Source organism: Streptomyces sp. NPDC002209, from assembly GCF_042890265.1.
Classification (GTDB): Bacteria; Actinomycetota; Actinomycetes; order Streptomycetales; family Streptomycetaceae; genus Streptomyces.
This window is the reverse complement of sequence record NZ_JBIARX010000005.1, coordinates 194,961-213,097: the sequence shown is the minus strand read 5'-3', so window position 1 is coordinate 213,097 and position 18,137 is coordinate 194,961. Positions and strand designations below refer to the sequence as shown.

Genomic DNA, 18,137 nt, shown 5'->3' with positions numbered 1-18,137 from the left:
GGCGCGGTGCCCCGTGCGGTTCTTGGCGCTGTCGACGCAGCTGCGCGGCGCTGAGGGTGGCGGGCGGCGGCGCGTGGGGCGCCGCCCGCCGCCGCAGGACCAACGCGCAACGCGCGCCCGTCGATCTTGACCGCACCCGGTGGAGGAGAGCCGCGGGCCGCTTTCTAGGCTGACCCCATGTCCGACGAGTCACCTCTCATCCGTAGCCTGCGGGCCGCTGTCGCCGCCGCGCCCGAAGACGTGCCCCTGCGGCTGCACTTCGCCGAACTGCTCCTCGCGGAGGGGAGGCACGACGAGGCCGTCGCGCAGGCCGCGGTCGCGCTGCAGCACGCGCCGGGCGACGAAGCCGTACGGGACCTGATGGTCCGCGCCATGCAACTGCCCGCGGCCGGCACGCGACCCCCCGCCTTCGACTGGGCCGCCGCCGAGCAGGAAGTCGCCGGCGTCGTCGGCCCCCGCTTCGCCGGCGACCCCACTGACCCCGCCGCCGCGGGCGACGCCACCGAGGCCCCCCTGACCGCGGACGGCAGCGGCGACCCGGCCGATGCGTCCGCCTGGGACATCGACGCCCCCGGCGACGTACGCCTCGCCGACGTCGGCGGCATGCAGCAGGTCAAGGACCGGCTCGAAGCCGCCTTCCTCGCCCCGATGCGCAACCCCGGACTCCGCAAGCTGTACGGCAAGTCGCTGCGCGGCGGCCTGCTCCTCTACGGCCCGCCCGGCTGCGGCAAGACGTTCATCGCGCGGGCCGTCGCCGGCGAACTCGGTGCCGGCTTCATGTCGGTCTCGCTCTCCGACATCCTCGACATGTACATCGGCGCCTCGGAGAAGAACGTCCACCACATCTTCGAGGCCGCCCGCCGCCAGGCGCCCTGCGTGGTCTTCCTCGACGAGCTGGACGCGCTCGGCGCCAAGCGCTCGCGTACGCACCACAGCGGCCTGCGCAATGTCGTCAACCAGCTCCTCTCCGAGCTCGACGGCATCAACGCCGCACAGAACGAGGGCGTCTTCGTGCTCGCCGCGACCAACGTCCCCTGGGACGTGGACCTCGCCCTGCGCCGCCCCGGCCGCCTGGACCGCACCCTGCTCGTGCTGCCGCCCGACGCCCCGGCCCGGGAGTCGATCCTCCGCTACCACCTGCGCGAGCGCCCCATCGAGTCCGTCGATCTCGACAAGATCGTCAAGGTCACCGAGGACTTCTCGGGCGCAGACCTCGCCCACCTCTGCGAGAGCGCGGCCGAGTACGCGCTCCTGGACTCCGCCCGTTCCGGCACCATCCGCATGATCGGCACCAAGGACCTCCTGAACGCGGCGAAGCAGATCAAGCCGTCCAGCGAATCCTGGTTCGCCTCCGCCCGCAACGTCGCCATGTTCGCCAACGACGGCGGCGTCTACGACGACCTGGTCGCTTACCTGAAGAAGAAGCGCAAGCTGTGACGACGCACCCACAGGTCCAACGGGCCCGGACGCTCTACGAGATGATGCGCCCGGAGGAGGCGCGCGAAGCGGTCGGCCGCCGTCTCGCCGAGGACCCCGACGACCACCAGGCGTGGAGCCAGCTCGGCCAGTGCCAGCTGACCCTGGGCCGGTACTCCGAGGCCTTCGCCGCCGCGCTGGAGTCTCTGCGGCTCGAACCGGGCTTCCTCGACGCGCACTTCGTCCGCGGCTACGCCCTGCGCCACCTGGGCCGGCTCGAGGAGGCCGAGGCGGCGCAGCGCTTGGCGATCCGCATCGATCCGTATGCCTGGGGCCCCCGACGGCAGCTCGCCGAGCTGTTGTTGGAACTGGCCCCGGACCGCCCGGAGGAGGCGCTCGAGCACGCCGAGGTCGCGGTGCGGGAGGGACCGGAGGAGACCTGCACGTGGGCGACCATGCACAAGGTCGCCACGTTCCACGAGCGGACCGAGCTGGCCGACGAGGCCATCCGGCAGATCCTCCGCGTCGACCCCACGCACACCCTCGCCGTCACCGTGTCCACCGAGCGCGAGGCCGCCAAGGCCGGCATCTCCGCCGCCCGGGCCGCCGAACTGTACGCGGGTGGGCTCGCGGCCGCACCGCACTCCGACGCGCTCCGCAAGGACCTCGACAGGGCCGTCTACCGGATGCTCCGCGGCACCCGGTGGCTCGCCCTGCTCTGTCTGGTCATGGCCGCCGTCACCGTCGACGTCTTCCCCACCGGGGGCGAGGCGAAGGAGCTGCCCGTCCATCTCGGCACCCGGCTGTGGGCGCTGACCCTGATGGCCGTGGTGTGGGGCTTCGGCGCCTGGCGCCGCTACCGGCGGCTGCGGACCGGGGCACAGCTCACCGTGTTCGCGCTCGTGCGCCACTCGTTCTGGCCCAGGGTCGTGCTCGGCCAGGCCACCTGGGCCACCCTGTGCGCGCTGCTGCTCGTCGCTCTTCCGTGGAGCGAGCGCACCGTCCCTCAGGTCCTGTTCTGGCTGGCACTCGTACCGAACCTGCTCAGCATCACCCACGACCGGGACAAGGTCTGATGAGCCGGGCCCTGCAACAGGCCGACGCCCTCTTCGACCTGGGGCGCCACGAGCAGGCCGCCGCACTCGCCGCCGGGCACCTCGCCGACCACCCCGACGATGCCGACGCACTCGTGCTGCTCGCCCGCTGCCGGCACCGCCTCGGCGACGATCAGCAGGCGCTCACCTCCGTCGAGCACGCCCTGCGCTTCGCACCCGGGTCGGTGAGCGGCTGGCTGGTGCGCACCCACGTCCTGCTCGCCCTGAAGAAGGACAAGCAGGCCGAGGAATCCGCCCGGCGCGCCGTCGAAATCGCCCCGCAGTACTGGGCGACCCACTACACCCTCGGCAGCGTCCTCGACCGCAGCGGCCGCAGGAAGCACAAGCGGGCCGCGCGCGAGTCGGCCCGCAGGGCCGTCGCCCTCGCCCCCGAGGAGAGCGACGCGTACGTCCTGCTCGGCCTGACCGCCCACCACACCCGTGACTACCACGACGCCCAGCAGGCCTACGAGACGGCGCTGCGCCTCAACCCGGAGAACAACACGGCCCACAACAACCTCGCGCTGCTCCATCTGCGCCGCCAATGGCGCCGTCCCGGCTCGTGGACCCGGGCCGCCGAGGGCTTCATCCAGGCCGCCGCCCTCGACCTGGACGACCGCCACGCCCGCCACAACCTGGAGAAGATGGCCTGGGCGTCGTTGACGGGCTCCCGCTGGGTGGCCTTCGCCGGGGCCGTCACGGTGGCGTTGGGCTCCGCCCGCCTGCGTGCGGGCGCCACCGGTACCGACGCCCTCGTCACCTGCCTGGTGTGCGCGGCCGTGCTCGTCGGCGGCTGGGGAGGCTGGCTGCGGTGGCAGACCCGGCGGGTCCCGCCCCACCTGCGCCGGCCCCTCCTGCTGGTGTCGCGCCGGAGCCGGCCGATCTTCGGGATCGCGCTCGCCATCGCGCTGCTCGTCGTCCACTCGGCCTTGGCGCTGGTGCTGTGGCGCAGCGGCGTGTTCGCCTTGGGCGCTCTTCCGCTGGTCTTCTTCGTGCTCGCCATGTCCGTGGCCGGCCATACCGCCCTCCAGCAGCAGGCGCCGAAGTCGTAGGAGGCAGCTCCGTGGATCGGACGGCCCCCGTCAGTCGGCGGCCCGGCGCCTGCCGCGGCGGCGCCGCGGGTACGGGAAGAGCCGTGGCGGGCGTTTGGCGGCCAGGTCCTCGACCCAGCCGAAGGTCAGCACCAGCAGGCAGAGCAGCGGGATGGCCACCAGGAGGGTGAACCATGGGCTGGCCAGCAGCCACTGGAGGTTCGTGTAGAAGAAGTGGACGCTCCAGAGGGGGTCGATCAGCGGGACGGCGACGACCAGCGCGACCTCGTGCCAGAGGTAGACGCTGACAGCGCGTGCGTTGATCAGGCTGACCAGGCCGTTCCAGCGTTCCAGCGGCCTGGGCCACTGCTCCCAGGACGGGCTGACGTGGAGCAGGATGGCGACGAAGCCGAGGGACCACAGGGCCTGGGCGATCGGCCAGGACTCGATGTCGGTCGGTTCGGTCGGATCGACCGGCCGGGTCTGCAGGTACCAGAGGCCGGCCACCATGATCAGCGGCGCGACGGACGGCAGTACGTACTGCGGGATCTTCTTGAGCAGCCCTTCCTGGTGGGCCATGCCGAGGATCCAGCAGGAGCCGAACATGGCGAAGTCGTTGGCGGTCTCCCACACCCGGCTGTAGATGAACTCCTGGTCGACGAAGAACGTGTTCATGACGATCGTCAGCGCCAACGGCGTGAACAGCGTCACCACCGGAAACCGTCGCAGTGCCCGCAGCATCAGCGGCGAGAGCAGGACGTACCACAGGTAGGCCCGGAGGTACCACAGCGGGACGATGATCTGCGCGGCCCAGACGTGTTCCACGTGGTGGTGGAAGCCGGACAGGTCTTCCGCGTACGGCGGAGTGCTCAGCGGCAGGATCCAGAACGCCAGCTTGGCCCACCACCAGGTGGGGTGGCCCTCGGAGTCGGGGCCCCAGCCGTCGAGGATCTGGAGGGCGATCACGACGGCGCCGAACAGCCACATCGGCGGCAGCAGGCGGCGCAGTCGGCCGCGGATCACGCCGAGAGCGGGACGGCTGAGCGAGCGGGCCATCAGTGAGCCGGCCAGCGCGAACATCACGCCCATCGAGGGGAAGACGAGCGGCAGCCAGAACCAGCCGAAGTTGTGGTAGAGCACCACGCGGCCCAGCGCCAGCGCGCGCAGCAGGTCGAGATAGCGGTCCCGGCCGCCCTTGCGCTTGGGCAGTGCCTCCGGCTCCGGCTCCTGTCGCAGCACGGCGGGGACCCGCAACTGGACGGTGTCCTGGGCGCGCCCGAGATCGATGGATGCGGTCATGGCCGGGCCTCCACCGGAACAGCGACCTCACCGGTGCGCCGGAGCTTCTGCCACCGCAGCCGGCCACCGGTCATCGCCGTGATCGCGGACTGCAGCAGGACGATGTACATCAGCTGGCGGTAGACCAGTTGCTGGATCGGCAGGCTGATCAGATGCCAGGGCTTCTCACCGTCGAGCCGGAAGGCGTACCAGGACAGTGCGGCCTGGAGCAGGATGAAGCCGCCCCAGCTGGTGAGGGTGATCGGGGCGTCCCCGAACAGCACGCCGTACAGCAGGAACATGTCGACCAGCGGCGCCAGCAGCGGGGCGACGACGCCGAACAGCACGACGAGCGGCAGCCCGAGTCGGCCGAAGCGCCCGGCCGGGCCGCGGGAGGTCACCGCGCCGCGGTGCTTCCACATCGCCTGCATGCTGCCGTAGCTCCAGCGGTACCGCTGGGACCAGAGCTGCTGGAGGCTGGCGGGAGCCTCGGTCCAGGCGCGGGCGTACTCGGCGTAGACGATCCTCCAGCCGTCGCAGAGCACCGCGATGGTGATGTCGGTGTCCTCGGCGAGGGTGTCGTCGCTCATCCCGCCGACCCCCTGCAGGGCCTCCTTGCGGAAGGCACCGACCGCGCCGGGGATGGTCGGGATGACGCCCAGCATGTCGTACATCCGGCGGTCCAGGTTGTGGCCGAGGACGTACTCGATGTGCTGCCAGGCGCCGATCAGGCTGTCGCGGTTGCCGACCTTGGCATTGCCCGCGACGGCGCCGATCGCCGGGTCGCCGAAGGGCTGGACCAGCTCGCGCACGGTGGACGGCTCGAAGACGGTGTCGCCGTCCATCATCACGATGATCTCGTACGAGGCGGCCGCGATGCCGGTGTTGAGGGCGCTCGACTTGCCGCCGTTGACCTGGCGGATCAGCCGGACGAACGGCAGGTCCATCTCCTCGACGATGTCCGCGGTGCCGTCCGTGGAGCCGTCGTCGATGACGATCACCTCGATCGGATGGTCGCTCGCGGCCAGGGAGTTGAGGGTGTTGGCTATGCACTCGCGCTCGTTGTAGGCCGGGACCAGTACGGTGACCGGCTCGGTGACGGGCGCTCCCCACGCGTCCCTTCGCTTGGAGCGGCGGGCGTGGATCGGTGCGAGGACGAGCATCAGCGCGAACCGGCCGAAGTTGAGGAAGCCGACCAGGGCCAGCAGCGCGACCAGCACCGGCAGCGTGTGCACGGCGAACTGGGTGGCCCGGATGAACCCCTTGCCCGCCCACAGCTGGAAACCGTGCACCGGGACGGTGGCGCTGGAGGCGCCGAGCGCCTCGGAGATGGTGGTGAAGCGGTAGCCCTGCGCCTGCAGCTTGTCGATGATCTGTACGAGCGCGGTGATCGTCTGGGTACGGTCGCCACCCGCGTCGTGCAGCAGGATCAGCGCTCCCGCGCCGGGCTTGGACGGCATCGCCGCCTTGACGATCGCATCGACGCCGGGACGCTTCCAGTCGTCGGTGTCGCGGTCGATGAACGCGGTGAGGTAGCCGCGCGCGCCCACGTACTTGATCACCGGGTAGTTCCAGTCGTCCAGCGCCGAGGCGTCGGAGGAGTACGGCGGGCGGAACAGCGCGCTGTGCACGCCCGCGACGCCGGCCAGCGCCAGCTGCGTCTGCGCCAGCTCCCAGCTGATCCGGGCGTGGGACTGGTACACCAGATCGGGGTGGGTGAAGGTGTGCACGCCGAGTTCGTGGCCGCCCGCGACGAGCCGGCGGATCAGCTCCGGGTTGCGCGTGGTCATCGCGCCGGTCACGAAGAAGTCCGCGCGGATGTTGCGGGCCGCGAGCACCTCGAGGATCTTCGGAGTCCACTCCGGCGAGGGACCGTCGTCGAAGCTCAGGACCGCGGTGCGGTCGGGGATGCGATAGCTCACGGGGTGCTCGTTCTTGGTGCCCCGCGCGTCGATGACCGGACCGCCCTTGAGCAGGTTGTCCGGCACGGTCGTCTTGTCGACCGAGATCGCGATCCGGGAGTCGTGGAACGCCTCGTTGGTGGCGAGGCCGCGCAGGACGAGGAGCGCGAGCAGGCAGCCCAGCAGGGACAGCGGCATGAAGAAGCGCAGTGGCGGCGCGGCCAGTCGGCGCGGCCTCAGCAGGGACTGCCGGCGGCGCTGGTGGCGGGACAATGACGCTCCTGGAGATGGATGGCGCGGACGATCAGGGGTGCTTGGTCGGTTGGCGGGAGGACGCTGCCCCGCGCGGCGCGGTGGTCGTGCTCTTCGATGTGCCGGCCGTGGTCTTCGATGTGCCGGACACGGCCTTCGTCGAGGTGGCCGTGGGCTTCGTCGTGGTGGCCGTGCTCTTCGCCTGGGGTGTCGCGGACCGCGTGGCCGTCCGAGCGGCGGACGACGCGGACGACGGGCTGGGCGACAGCGACGGCGCGGGTGAGCGCGACGGGGCGGGTGGCCGCTGCGCGGGTATGCCCATCGCCGGGGCGTCCGCCTGGACGCCGATCAGGCTGCTGCCCATGGCGACCGCCAGGATCGCGCCGACCACGGAGACCGGCCAGCCGAAGCCCCGCAGCAGACGGCCGCGCAGACCCGACTGGTCGACGAACACCGGTGCCGGAGCGGGCCCCCCAAAACTTGACTCAGACATGCCATGCTCCGTCTGGTGCGCCGATCCGCGGTCGAGGGAAGTGATGACTGGGCGCACCGTGCGGGGCCTCTCATTGCAGGTACGTAGACCGCGGAATAGCAGGGCGAACGCTAGTGCACCGACCTGAATCGAATTCGGCGCGATGTATGCATTTGGCGCGATCTACTCAGGTGTTGTAATCGGATCGAAATGCTAATTGGGCGTACCGACCGGTAGGCGAGACGCACCGACCGCACACGGGGCGGCAAAGGCCACGACTTCATTTCGCTAAGATGCCCCTCCTCGTGTGATCAGTCATTTGATCTTCATGCAAAGGGCGTGTCCAGGTACCGCCTCTGCGCCCCAAGGAGCCCGTGTGAGCCAGCCCCGCCGCACCTCTCGTCGCCGCGCGTGGACCGCGCTCACGCTGCCCGCCCTCCTGTGTGCACTCGCCGCGTGTTCCGGCGGCCCCGCATCCGGCGGGGGTGGCGACGGCGCCGCCCCCAGCGCCTCGCCGACCCCGTCCGGACCGCCGGGAACCCTGTTCGACGCCTTCCACTACAGCGGCCCCGACGACCCCTCGCTCGCCGCCAACGGCTGGGAGGTCCGCGACGGCGCGGGCAGCCCGGGGATCAAGGACACCTGGTCCGGCGCCGGCGCCGGCTTCCCCACCGACACGACCGCCCAGGGGGGCAGGGTCCTGCAACTGCAGGCCTCCACCGACGGCACCAAGCAGGGCACCAGGCAGGTCGAGGTGCAGAGCACCGGCGCCGAACTCTTCACGGGGACCTACGCCGCCCGGGTCTACTTCAGCGACAAGCCCACGAGCGGTCGCAACGGCGACCACGTCGTCCAGACCTTCTTTCCGATATCCCCCTCGGACTCCTCGGCGAACTACAGCGAACTCGACCACGAGTACCTGCCGAACGGCGGCTGGGGGTCGGTGGGTTCGCAACTCGACAGCGTCAGCTGGTACAAGGCCGATCCGCCGGACCGAGTCAGCCACACCCTCAAGCAGCACCTTGGGGGTTGGCACATCATGATGATCACCGCCGTGAACGGAAAGGTCGTCTATTCCCTGGACGGCAAGGAGTTGTTCACCAGCTCCGGCAAGTACGTCCCGCGCGAGAAGATGGACGTCCACTTCAGCAACTGGTTCATCGACCTTCCCTTCACCGGCGGTCCGCGCACATGGGAAATGAAAGTCAACTGGTTCTACTACAAGGCCGGTGAGGCCGTTTCCCAGGCGGAGGTCCAGAAAACGGTGGACGGCTTCTACAGCGCCGGCACCCACCACATCAACACCGTGCCGAAGTCCTGACCCAGGTCCGGGATCCGGCGCCGCGTGCTGACGGCGTGCAGGCGTTCGATGAGGACAGCGACCCGGTCCCGGCCGTCCGTGCCGCATCCGTGATCCGCGCGAGGGGTGCGAGCATCCGGCCGGCGAGGATCCATCCCCCGCCAGGCCGAACACGAGCAGGAACGCGATCGCCACGGCCGCGGCGGGGGCGATGCGCGCCCGGCAGGACGGAGACCGCCAGGCCGGGGAGCACGATCCTGCGCGTGCGGCCGGGCGGCGGCGGCAGGGGTGCGTTGTGGTTCATGCCCCCATGGGAAGCCGAGAGCCGTTGCGATGGCGTATGCAGTTTTCGATACGTCCGCGATACACGGAGCCCGTTCGCCGGATACAGGTCGACGAGGCCGGCGCAGATCCGTTGCGCGGTCACGTTCCGCTGCGAGCAGGAAGGCGCGCCGCGGCGGGGCGACTCGCGGGTCGTGGGGCGCGCGGCTGGGCAGGATGCCGCCATGGACCGCCGACAGATCAGCTCCATCGCCCACACCGACCACCCCATCGCCGCTCCGCTGAGCGACGGTTCCGTACGCACGCTGCTCGACCGGGCCCTGCCGAGCGGCGACGCCCGGCTGCTCGACCTCGGGTGCGGATCGGGCACCTGGCTGATGCGCGCACAAGCCGCTCGCCCGGACCTTCGCGGCGACGGCGTCGACAACGACGCAGAGGCCGTCGCCGCCGCCGGTCGCGCCGCCGACGACGCGGGGCTCGGTGACCGGATCGCCTTCCACGCCCGGGACGCCGCGGAGTTCAGCTCCCCACACCGATACGGCCTGGTGCTCAGCATCGGCGCCACGCACGCCTTCGGCGGCCTCCTGCCCACGCTGAAGGCCGCCGACAACCATCTCGCCCCCGGTGGAAGCGTTCTCATCGGCGAGTGCTTCTGGGAACGCGAACCCGACCGCAAGACCCTCGACGCCGGATTCGCCGCCGATGACTACGCCGACCTCGCGACGACGGTCGACCGCATCACGGCCGACGGCTGGGTGCCGCTGTACGGGCACGTCAGCACCCCCGGGGAGTGGGACGACTACGAGTGGTCCTGGACCGGGTCGCTCTCCCGCTGGGCCCTCGACCATCCGGAGCACCCGGACCACGGCCAGGCCTTCGAGGCCGCGGCCGCGCACCGCGCGGCCTGGGTCCACGGCTACCGGGGCACGCTCGGCTTCGTCACCCTGCTCCTGCGTCGCGCGCCCCGGCCGTAGGCGGTGCCTTGGGTGCTGCTCCCCCGGCTCAGCCGTCGGTCCGCTGGTACAGCGTCCCGTCGCTCCAGATCCGGGCGACCCTGCCCCACTGCGCGGCGGACGCCACGTCCGGGAAGAAGCCGTGCCCGTTGAGGTTGGCGCTGGTGTTGCACAGCACGGGGACGCCGCTGAGCCGCTTGTAGGCGGACAGGACGGCGAAGAGCAGGTCGTCGTCCGCCGGGCCGACCGTCTGGAGCCGCGCGGTGCCGTCGAGGTGGATGACCGCGGGGATCCGGTCCACCCACTCCGCCCGCACCTCGTGGTCGAAGAGCATGTGCGGGTCCGGCGTGCCGGGAGCGAAGATCTCCGGTGCATCGGCCTCGAGGCAGATGGGGGCGACGGGCCGGTACGGCTCGCGGTCCTTCACCCGGTTCAGCTCGTCCTTCATCGACGCGCTGACCGGGGCCGCGAGGATACTGCGGCCACCGAGTGCGCGAGGGCCGAGTTCGGCCCGTCCGTGCAGGACCACCACGGGCTCTCCGGACTCGTGCAGGATCGCGGCGAGTTCCTCCGGCGCGCACGCCGACGCCGACCAGCCGTCGGGCAGCTCGAGCGACGGGGTGAGCGCCGGGCCCAGGCGGGGGTTCCACTCGAGCGGCGCCAGGCCGTCGCGCTGCGCCCGGCCCAAAGCGGCCGCTCCGATGGCGGAACCCGAGTCGTTGGGGAACGGCGGGACCCACACGTCGCGGAAGTCCGGCGCCTCGCGCAGCGCACTGTTCCACTTGATGTTGAGCGCGCAGCCGCCGGCGAAGCACAGGTTCCAAGGGCCCTCGCCCTTGGCGGCGCGGACCTTGGCGGTGATCCGTTCGACGAGGAGTCCCTCGAAGAAGTCGTGCACGCTCGCCAGGACGTCCTCGTCGCTGACCCCGTTCTCGGACACCCGGGCGCGGACCGCGGAGAAGAACTCGTGCACGGGGGGCACGGACCGCTCGAAGAGACTGCCGTACCCGCCGACGGTCGCGCGGTACTCGACGGCGGCCGGCTCGTCGCTCTCGAAGACCCGGTGGAACTCCTCCCGCAGAACCGCGACGACGTTCTCGTCCGTCCGGCCCAGCGCGATGTACGCCATGAGCTTGCCGGCGACCGAGAGGTCGTCGACCGTGGGTGACTGGACGGTCTTGCGGAAGGGCCCGAAGTGGTGTCCCGCGATGGCGTACGCGTGGCCGAGGAGGGGGAAGAGTTCGCCCAGGTTCTCCACGCCGCCGCGCGGGTCCGCCCAGTAGAGGCGGGGGAAGAGTCCGCCGTCCCAGACCAGGACGAAGGAGCCTTCGCCGCGCTGGGCGAAGGGGCTGGACACGTAAGCGCTCGCCACGTGTCCTGCCGCGTGCGGGAAACTGGTGTACGGGTAGGTCTGGCCGTCCATGGGGAACGTGCCCGAGACGCTGGGCGCATCGAGCGCCGGGCATGCCGCCGACTCCCTGTAGGGACCGACCACGATCTCCGTGGGCGTCCCCTGGTCGAGGAGGGCCACCGTTCCGGAGACGTCTCCGTCCCAGCCGTCGACGACCCACTCGTCGACGTCCTCGGGCTTGTAGCCGAAGTCGGCGAGGACTCCGGGGATCAGGCTGAAGTCGGCAACGGTGCTGTAGCGCAGACCGTTCCCCAGCTTCTCCATCTCAACACTGAACACGAGACGGTCGTCGTCGAGCAGGGCGACGGCACCGTCATGCGTGAGTTTCAACCCGCAGATTATCAACTGTGTCACTCCTTGGTCTGCTTGAGTCGGCACATGGGTGTGCTTCGGTCTCCGGACTGCTCGGAGGCGAGTCTCAACTGGTAAAGGCTGGATCTTCGGCCCGGACGGAAGAGGGTGCGCCATTCGTCGCGGGTCTCGTTCGCCGGGACTTCCGAGAAGCCCAGCCTCCCGAACCAGTCCCCGCCGTACCGGGTCAGGGCCAGCAGAGAGCTGTAACCCCGGTCTCTGCCGATGGTCTCGGCGATGCCGACCAGGTGCCGGCCGATTCCCCTGCCCTGCCAGTCGAGCGCGATGCACAGGTTGTACACGACCAGGCTGCCGCCGAAGGGTGCCACCCCGGCGCAGCCCACCAGCCGGTCCCCCTCGCAGGCCACCACGAACTCCTGTGACGCTCGCGCCAGTTCGGCCAGCGGGCGAGCGACCAGCAGGCCCTGCTCGACGAACGGGGCGGAGAGCAGGGCGATCTGTTCCGCGTCCTCGGGGCGCGCGGGTCTCGCAACGAGCACGTCCGGCGCGCTCACGCGCCGGGAGGCGGTCTGCACGGACTCACGCACCCTCCGCACCACCCGGCGGGGCGGGCGGGCTGCCGGCGACGCCGAGCCCGAAGTGCTGCTCGACCGCCATCAGTTCGATCATGTTGACGTTGACGCGGGCGGGCTGCGCGAGGCACCAGGCGACCGCCTCGGCGACGTCGTCGTCGGTGAGCGGCTCGATTCCCCGGTAGAGCGCGTCGGCGCGCTCCTCGTCCCCGTCGTAGCGGACCTTGGCGAACTCGGTCTTCGCCATGCCCGGCGCCACACAGCTCACCCTGACGCCCGTTCCCTGGAGGTCGACGCGCATGTTCAGCGACAGCTGGTGGACGAACGCCTTGGTGGCGGCGTAGACGTTCCCGCCCATGTACGGGTAGTTCGCCGCGATCGAGCCGATGTTCACCACGTGCCCGGACCCGCGGGAGACGAGCCGGGGAAGCACCACGCCGCTGAGGTTCAGCAGACCGGAGATGTTCGTGTCGATCATTTCACGCCAGGAATCGCCACTGCCCGACTGGAGGGTGTCGAACCCCCGCGAGAGTCCGGCGTTGTTGACGAGCACCGAGATGTCACGGAATTCCGGAGGCAGCTCGTCGAGGGCCCTGGCCAGCCCTTCTCGGTCACGGACATCGGCGACCACCGGGAGAATCGCTCCCGTGGAGTCCTCATCCGCCAATTCCTTCAGACGGTCCGCTCTACGGGCCAGAGCTATGACGGAGTAGCCCCGCCGGCACAGCACCTGTGCAATTCTCCTGCCGAATCCCGATGATGCACCCGAGACCACGGCTACGCCACGCTTCTCCTGCGCCATGCACACACCCCTTCGGCTTCGTTTCGCTGTATCGCAGCGAAGCCTTCACGCGTTCATCCCACACCCCCGTCAGGGGCGGGGTTCTGGACACCTGCTTCAGCGGCATCGGGGTCTCCTTGCACGCCGACCGGCCAGAGGTACGCCTCATTGCGCCGAAACACCCTCGCCGACAAGGCTCCAGGTCGACCGACCTCTTACCCGTAGATTCCCCGCCAGTGAATCACGGGCTGATGCGGCGGCGGAGGTTCTTCCATTCCGCTTCCAGCCGGCCGAAAGCGGAACTCAAGGCGGACTCGACCGGGTTCACGATATAAATCATTGGGTGGAGAAGGTCGCGGAGAGGCTGCCATGAGGCATCTGTTGACATTCCAAGTCCACTCCGTGGTAGGAATGTTGGCGAAGAGGAAGGGGGCTGTGCATTTCGAATCGAGTCTCACTCGAGGGCCAGTGCATGACGACCGTGCCCCAACGTCTCATACCGCGTCCACCGTTGAAGTCATTTCCGGTCGCCGAGCACGGACCGTTCACGACCGCTGAACCCCACCTTCGACTGACAAGGGAAACAGTGGGCCCCCATTCAGAAGCGTCACCTTCACGTGTCCGTCTCAGCCCGGCCACTGCCGAACCGATACGCATGCGGGGGCGGCTGTGAAGCCGGGACCCCTCGTCGAGTGGGATCCGCCGCGCAACGCGGAGGCGGTACTGGTGTGCCTGCCCCACGCGGGTTCCGGCGCCTTCCAGTTCCGCACCTGGCAGGAACTGCTCGGCCCGGACATCGCGCTGCTGGCCGTACAGCTGCCGGGTCGCGAGAACCGGTGGCGCGAGGAGCCCGCGACCGGCATGGCGGAGGTGCTCGACGAGGTGGCGCCGGCCGTCGCCGCCCGGCTCGGCCTGCCCTACTTCGTGTTCGGCCACAGCATGGGAGCGCTGGTGGGGTACGAGCTCGCCCGCGCCCTGGGGCGCGAGCACGGCCGGTGGCCCCGCGGCTTCGTCGCCTCGGCCTGCCGGGCACCGGACGACCAGGGCGAGCCCTCCGGCTCAGCCCGGCTGACCGACCAGCAGCTCGTCGACGAACTGGTCGCGGAAGGCGTCGTGCCCGCGGCCGTGGGCGCCAACAGCCGTCTGGCCGCGGCGGTGGCGCGACCCCTGCGCGGCGACAACGCCATCTGCGACTCCTACGCGCCGCCCGTGGAGGACACGCTCCTGCCCTGCCCGCTCGGCGCCTGGCGGGGGCAGGACGACGCGGGCGTCACGGACGACCACATCCGCAAGTGGCCTGCCTGGTCCGCCGGTGCCGGCACCGTACGGACCTTCCCCGGAGACCACTTCTACCACCTCGCCGATCCACACCGCGTGACCGCCGAACTGAGGGCGTTCGTCCTGGGTCTGCTGTCACCGCACAGCTGACCGGGGACGCTTTCGGGCATCCCCCGACGGCAGAACCGCTCAGTACCCCTCAGCCCCCGTGCCCGCCCCGGCCGTCCGGGACGGGACAACCCCGAAGGAATTCGCATTGCCAAGCAACAATCCGCTGCCCGAACTGGGAGATCCGGACCTCCGGTCTCCCCGGAGCTATCTTCGATGGCTGATCGGCAGGCAGTCGAGCACACTGTTCCTCGGGGTGTTGTGGGGCTGCCTGTGGATGGCCAGCATGGGCCTGACCCCCTTCGCCATCGGCCGGGCCATCGACGCCCTGCCGGAGAAGGACACCGGCCGGCTTCTGCTCTGGACCGGCGTCATCGTCGGGCTCGCCCTGGTGACCACCGCCGGCAGCGTCCTGCGCCACCGCTGTGACACGATCGGCAAGCTCAAGGCCAACTACCTGACGTTCCGCCTCGTCGCCGCGCAGGCGACGCGGCTGGGCGCGACCCTGCCCAAGCGCATCAGCGCCGGCGAGGTCGTCGCCATCGGCACGGCGGACATCTCCCGCATCGGCGCCCTGCCGGGAGCCCTCGCCCGCGGCATCGGCAGCGCGGTCACCGTGGTGCTCGTCGCCATGGTGCTGCTCTCCACCTCGGTCACCCTCGGCCTGCTCGTCCTCATCGGCGTCCCCGTCCTGCTCGCGGGCACGGGCCCGCTGCTCAGCCCGCTGCACAAGCGGATCGGCAGCTACCGTGACCTGGAGGGCGACCTGACGAACCGGGCCGGCGACATCGTGTCCGGTCTGCGCGTGCTGCGCGGCATCGGCGGCGAGGCCGCGTTCGGCGAGCGCTACCGCAAGGACTCGCAGCGGCTGCGCGAGGCGGGCGTCCACGTGGCGAAGGTCGAATCGGTGCTGCCCGCAGCCGAGGTGCTGCTCCCCGGGATCTTCGTGGTGGCGGTCGTCTGGATCGGTGCCCGCCTCGCGGTGGGTGGTGGTCTCTCCGCCGGTGAACTCGTCGCAGCCTACGGGTACGCCGCGTTCCTCATGCTGCCCATGCGCACGGCGACGTCGGCGGTGCAGTCGTTCGTCGGCGCCGATGTGGCGGCGCAGCGCGTCGTGCGGGTCCTGGCCCTCGAGCCCGACGCCGGATCCGGTGTCGCGCGGGCCGATCTCCCCGAGGCGCCCGACCTGTACGACCCGGCATCGGGGCTGCAGGTCCGGCCGGGGCTGATGACCGTGATCGCCGCCACCACTCCGGAGGAGGGTGCCGAGATCGCCGAACGGCTCGGGCGCTACGCCCCGGGTGAGGTCACCGTGGGCGGCGTACCACTGGACTCGCTGCCGCTGGAGCAGGTGCGCGACCTCGTCCTGGTGGCCCGCAACGACGACACCCTCTTCTCCGGTGTCCTGGCGGAGGATCTGGGCGGACGTTCGGACCAGGTGCGGGCCCAGGCCCTGCACGACGCCAACGCGGAAGACATCGTCGAGGCCCTGCCGGACGGTCTGGCCACCGTCGTCACCGAAGGGGGCTCCGCCTTCTCGGGCGGCCAGCAGCAGCGGCTCCGGCTGGCGCGCGCGCTGGCAGCGCAGCCCCCGGTCCTCGTCCTGGTGGATCCGACCAGCGCCGTGGACGCCCACACCGAATCGGTGATCGCCGAACGGCTCCACAGCTCCAGGGCGGAGCTCACGACCGTGGTCGTGAGCAACAGCCCGCTGCTGCTCGCCCGGGCCGACGAGGTCGCCTACGTGGAGGACGGCAAGGTCGTCGCGACCGGCACGCACCGTGAGCTCGCCGCCGGTGCGTCCCAGTACGCCGCCGTTGTCATGCGGGAGGAGACGTGACCGTCACCGTCCCCGGTCTTTCCGACAACCGCCCTCAGAGGAGTGCCCAGTGAGTCTTCCGGTAGCCGACGCGAAGACGGTCCGCCGTCACGTACGGGGCCTGGTGCGCAGCCATACCGGCCTGCTGACCCGCACCGTGCTCTGGTTCGTCCTCGCCACGGTCTGCGGTCTGGTCGTGCCCGCCCTGCTGGGCCGTCTGGTCGAGCAGGTGGAGAAGGGCATCACCACCGACCAGGTGGACTTCACGGTGCTGACGATCGCCGGACTCCTCCTGCTCCAGGGCCTGTTCACCCGCACCGCCCGCCTCCAGGGGGCCCGGCTCGGTGAGCTGGTCCTCGCCGACATCCGCGAGGGGTTCATACGGCGGGTCCTGACCCTGCCCCTGCACACGGTGGAGAAGGCCGGGGCGGGCGATCTGCTGACCCGCAGCACCCGCGACGTGGATTCGCTGTCCAACGCGGTGCGCATGGGGGCGCCGTCGATCCTGGTCGCGAGCCTCTCGGTGGTGCTGACGCTGGTGGCGCTGGTCGTGACCAGCCCGATCATGGTCCTGCCGTGCCTCATCGCCGTCCCGCTCATCGTCTGGTCGACCCGCTGGTACCTGGCACGTGCCCGGGACGCCTACCTGGCCGAGGCGGCCGGCTACTCCGACCTCACCCAGGGCCTCTCCGAGACGGTGACCGGCGCCCGCACGGTGGAGTCGCTGCACCGGTCCGGCCCGCGCATCCGCCGCACCGACGAGGACGTCGTGCGGGCGAACGGCGCGGAGCGGCGCACGCTGTTCCTGCGCAGCGTCTGGTTCCCGCTGATGGACTTCGGCTACGTGCTGCCGGTCGCCGCCACGCTGCTCTTCGGCGGCCTCTTCTACATCGAGGGCTGGGTGAGCCTCGGCGAGGTGACCGCCGCGACCCTCTACACCCGGGCCGTGATCGACCCGCTGGACGAGCTCCTCGGCTGGCTCGAAGAGTTGCAGGTCGGCGATGCCTCGCTGGCCCGCCTGATCGGCATCGAGGCCGAGGCCGGCCCGGCGGGCGACTCCGGCCGGCGGCCCGAGGGCGAGCGGCTGGCCGCAGAGGGCGTCGCCTACGCCTACCGAGCCGGTCACGACGTGATCGAGGACGTCAGTCTCAACGTCGGATCCGGTGAGCGCATCGCCATCGTCGGCCCTTCGGGGGCCGGGAAGTCGACCCTCGGCCGCATCCTCGCGGGAATCCACGAGCCGCGTACCGGATCGGTCACGCTGGGCGGCGTGCCCGTCCACGAACTGCCGCTGGAAGAGCTGCGCCGCCACGTCGCGCTGGTCACGCAGGAACACCACGTGTTCCTGGGAACCGTGCGCGAGAACGTGGCCCTGGCCGCGCCGGACGCCACGGACGAGCAGGTGACGGCGGCTCTGGCGGCCGTGGCCGCCGAGGACTGGGTCCAGGCCCTTCCGAAGGGTCTCGACACCGAGCTGGGCACCGAGGAGAACCCCGTGTCACCCGGCCAGGCGCAGCAACTGGCCCTGGCGCGGCTCGTCCTGGCCGATCCGCACACCCTGGTACTCGACGAGGCCACCTCGCTGCTCGACCCGCGGGCGGCCCGCGACCTCGAGCGTTCGCTCGCCGGCGTGCTGCGCGGGCGCACCGTCATCGCCATCGCCCACCGGCTGCACACCGCCCATGACGCGGACCGTGTGGTCGTGATGGAGGCCGGCCGCATCACCGAGCAAGGGGCCCATGACGAGCTCGTCTCGGCAGGGGGCGCGTACGCCGGACTGTGGGAGTCCTGGCACGGGCGCAGCTCCTCGGCCTCCCAGAAATCCCCTGTTCCTTCGACTTCTTCGGACCAGCCCGAACACTGAGTGCCAGGAGAGA

At 70.7% G+C, this 18,137-nt stretch carries 14 protein-coding genes and 1 pseudogene; 8 read left to right on the top strand and 7 right to left on the bottom strand.

What is annotated here, in order from left to right:
* Positions 1-177: 177 nt before the first annotated feature.
* The 3 genes from ACFYXK_RS12515 to ACFYXK_RS12505 are packed head-to-tail and all read left to right on the top strand — an operon-like array spanning position 178 to position 3,562.
* Positions 178-1,437: a tetratricopeptide repeat protein gene (locus ACFYXK_RS12515; RefSeq protein ID WP_389411108.1), complete on the top strand. Its 1,260-nt coding sequence runs from the start codon at positions 178-180 to the stop codon at positions 1,435-1,437.
* On the top strand, positions 1,434-2,492 hold the full coding sequence (locus ACFYXK_RS12510; RefSeq protein WP_389411107.1) for a tetratricopeptide repeat protein: 1,059 nt from the start codon (positions 1,434-1,436) through the stop codon (positions 2,490-2,492). The genes ACFYXK_RS12515 and ACFYXK_RS12510 overlap by 4 nt, the downstream gene beginning before the upstream one ends.
* Positions 2,492-3,562 carry a tetratricopeptide repeat protein gene (locus ACFYXK_RS12505; RefSeq protein WP_389411106.1) on the top strand — a complete coding sequence of 357 codons (1,071 nt, stop codon included), beginning with the start codon at positions 2,492-2,494 and terminating at the stop codon, positions 3,560-3,562. Before ACFYXK_RS12510 ends, ACFYXK_RS12505 begins: the two co-directional genes overlap by 1 nt.
* 30 nt (positions 3,563-3,592) lie before the next feature.
* Here ACFYXK_RS12505 and ACFYXK_RS12500 read toward each other — a convergent pair whose 3' ends face one another.
* The 3 genes from ACFYXK_RS12500 to ACFYXK_RS12490 all read right to left on the bottom strand — a co-directional run bounded on the left by ACFYXK_RS12500 (position 3,593) and on the right by ACFYXK_RS12490 (position 7,465).
* On the bottom strand, positions 3,593-4,840 hold the full coding sequence (locus ACFYXK_RS12500) for an acyltransferase (protein WP_389411105.1): 1,248 nt from the start codon (positions 4,838-4,840) through the stop codon (positions 3,593-3,595).
* Positions 4,837-6,930 (bottom strand): bifunctional polysaccharide deacetylase/glycosyltransferase family 2 protein, encoded by a 2,094-nt coding sequence (locus ACFYXK_RS12495; RefSeq protein ID WP_389411332.1) that lies wholly within the window; start codon positions 6,928-6,930, stop codon positions 4,837-4,839. The genes ACFYXK_RS12500 and ACFYXK_RS12495 overlap by 4 nt, the downstream gene beginning before the upstream one ends.
* 94 nt (positions 6,931-7,024) lie before the next feature.
* Positions 7,025-7,465 (bottom strand): hypothetical protein, encoded by a 441-nt coding sequence (locus tag ACFYXK_RS12490; protein ID WP_389411104.1) that lies wholly within the window; start codon positions 7,463-7,465, stop codon positions 7,025-7,027.
* 355 nt (positions 7,466-7,820) lie between these two features.
* On the opposite strand from ACFYXK_RS12490, the gene ACFYXK_RS12485 reads away from it, so the two are divergent.
* Entirely contained in the window at positions 7,821-8,765 is a 945-nt protein-coding gene (locus tag ACFYXK_RS12485; protein WP_389411103.1) for a glycoside hydrolase family 16 protein, read from the top strand.
* Between the two features lie 52 nt (positions 8,766-8,817).
* On the opposite strand, the pseudogene ACFYXK_RS12480 reads toward ACFYXK_RS12485, so the two are convergent.
* Positions 8,818-8,954 (bottom strand): annotated as a pseudogene (locus tag ACFYXK_RS12480) (two-component sensor histidine kinase); the annotation flags it as partial.
* Positions 8,955-9,250: 296 nt separating this feature from the next.
* On the opposite strand from ACFYXK_RS12480, the gene ACFYXK_RS12475 reads away from it, so the two are divergent.
* On the top strand, positions 9,251-10,000 hold the full coding sequence (locus tag ACFYXK_RS12475) for an SAM-dependent methyltransferase (RefSeq protein WP_389411102.1): 750 nt from the start codon (positions 9,251-9,253) through the stop codon (positions 9,998-10,000).
* A 28-nt stretch (positions 10,001-10,028) separates the two neighbouring features.
* Here the strand turns inward: ACFYXK_RS12475 and ACFYXK_RS12470 are convergent, their stop codons facing one another.
* The 3 genes from ACFYXK_RS12470 to ACFYXK_RS12460 are packed head-to-tail and all read right to left on the bottom strand — an operon-like array spanning position 10,029 to position 13,076.
* The gene (locus tag ACFYXK_RS12470) at positions 10,029-11,720 is read right to left on the bottom strand and encodes a carbamoyltransferase N-terminal domain-containing protein (RefSeq protein ID WP_389411101.1); all 1,692 of its coding nucleotides are present in this window, start codon (positions 11,718-11,720) and stop codon (positions 10,029-10,031) included.
* Positions 11,721-11,740: 20 nt separating this feature from the next.
* Complete coding sequence (locus ACFYXK_RS12465; protein ID WP_389411100.1) at positions 11,741-12,289, bottom strand: GNAT family N-acetyltransferase; 549 nt, start codon at positions 12,287-12,289, stop codon at positions 11,741-11,743.
* Entirely contained in the window at positions 12,282-13,076 is a 795-nt protein-coding gene (locus ACFYXK_RS12460) for an SDR family NAD(P)-dependent oxidoreductase (protein WP_389411099.1), read from the bottom strand. Before ACFYXK_RS12460 ends, ACFYXK_RS12465 begins: the two co-directional genes overlap by 8 nt.
* Before the next feature lie 648 nt (positions 13,077-13,724).
* Here ACFYXK_RS12460 and ACFYXK_RS12455 point away from each other — a divergent pair.
* The 3 genes from ACFYXK_RS12455 (at position 13,725) to ACFYXK_RS12445 (ending at position 18,124) form a co-directional block, all read left to right on the top strand.
* Positions 13,725-14,483 carry a thioesterase II family protein gene (locus tag ACFYXK_RS12455; RefSeq protein WP_389411098.1) on the top strand — a complete coding sequence of 253 codons (759 nt, stop codon included), beginning with the start codon at positions 13,725-13,727 and terminating at the stop codon, positions 14,481-14,483.
* A 244-nt stretch (positions 14,484-14,727) separates the two neighbouring features.
* Positions 14,728-16,281, top strand: a complete 1,554-nt coding sequence (locus tag ACFYXK_RS12450) for an ABC transporter transmembrane domain-containing protein (RefSeq protein WP_389411097.1) — start codon at positions 14,728-14,730, stop codon at positions 16,279-16,281.
* Positions 16,282-16,330: 49 nt separating this feature from the next.
* The gene (locus ACFYXK_RS12445) at positions 16,331-18,124 is read left to right on the top strand and encodes an ABC transporter ATP-binding protein (protein ID WP_389411096.1); all 1,794 of its coding nucleotides are present in this window, start codon (positions 16,331-16,333) and stop codon (positions 18,122-18,124) included.
* Positions 18,125-18,137 lie beyond the last annotated feature (13 nt).

What these genes read in the sequence shown, in the direction of transcription:
- ACFYXK_RS12515 (WP_389411108.1), top strand. Translation starts at nt 178, where the DNA reads ATGTCCGACGAGTCACCTCTCATCCGTAGCCTGCGGGCCGCTGTCGCC.
- ACFYXK_RS12505 (WP_389411106.1), top strand. Translation starts at nt 2,492, where the DNA reads ATGAGCCGGGCCCTGCAACAGGCCGACGCCCTCTTCGACCTGGGGCGC.
- ACFYXK_RS12500 (WP_389411105.1), bottom strand. Translation starts at nt 4,840, where the DNA reads ATGACCGCATCCATCGATCTCGGGCGCGCCCAGGACACCGTCCAGTTG.
- ACFYXK_RS12490 (WP_389411104.1), bottom strand. Translation starts at nt 7,465, where the DNA reads ATGTCTGAGTCAAGTTTTGGGGGGCCCGCTCCGGCACCGGTGTTCGTC.
- ACFYXK_RS12475 (WP_389411102.1), top strand. Translation starts at nt 9,251, where the DNA reads ATGGACCGCCGACAGATCAGCTCCATCGCCCACACCGACCACCCCATC.
- ACFYXK_RS12460 (WP_389411099.1), bottom strand. Translation starts at nt 13,076, where the DNA reads ATGGCGCAGGAGAAGCGTGGCGTAGCCGTGGTCTCGGGTGCATCATCG.
- ACFYXK_RS12450 (WP_389411097.1), top strand. Translation starts at nt 14,728, where the DNA reads ATGGGCCTGACCCCCTTCGCCATCGGCCGGGCCATCGACGCCCTGCCG.